The sequence below is a fragment of the Geobacillus sp. DSP4a genome (assembly GCF_013096875.1).
In the GTDB taxonomy this organism is placed as follows: domain Bacteria; phylum Bacillota; class Bacilli; order Bacillales; family Anoxybacillaceae; genus Geobacillus; species Geobacillus thermophilus.
Genome location: NZ_SDLD01000274.1, coordinates 1 through 269 on the forward strand (window position 1 = coordinate 1; position 269 = coordinate 269).

Consider the following 269-nt stretch of genomic DNA (forward strand, 5'->3'; position numbering starts at 1 on the left):
GCGATCATACACTCGTTCCCACCGTCTCGCTTCTTCTTCGGAAAGTGCACCGTGATGGGCTTCGACGGCTTGCTTGGCGGCTAACAGAAACGTGGTCATGCGCATCGCCCACGTATGCCCTTGTTCGGTGAATCCTTTTAACTCACGCAAATGGTGGGCATGACAAAGGGCATGGGTGGCATGTGTGTATTTCGGATACGTACCGAACGCATCGTGCATCATCGTCCCTTCATATCGGGGAAGAATCCCGATATCATCGGTCGCTTTTT

General features: G+C 52.8%; 1 protein-coding gene. It reads right to left on the reverse strand.

Annotated features, from left to right (window positions below):
• Window positions 1–269: IS66 family transposase (locus ETC02_RS17320; protein ID WP_171698511.1), on the reverse strand; the 269-nt coding region annotated here is incomplete at both ends.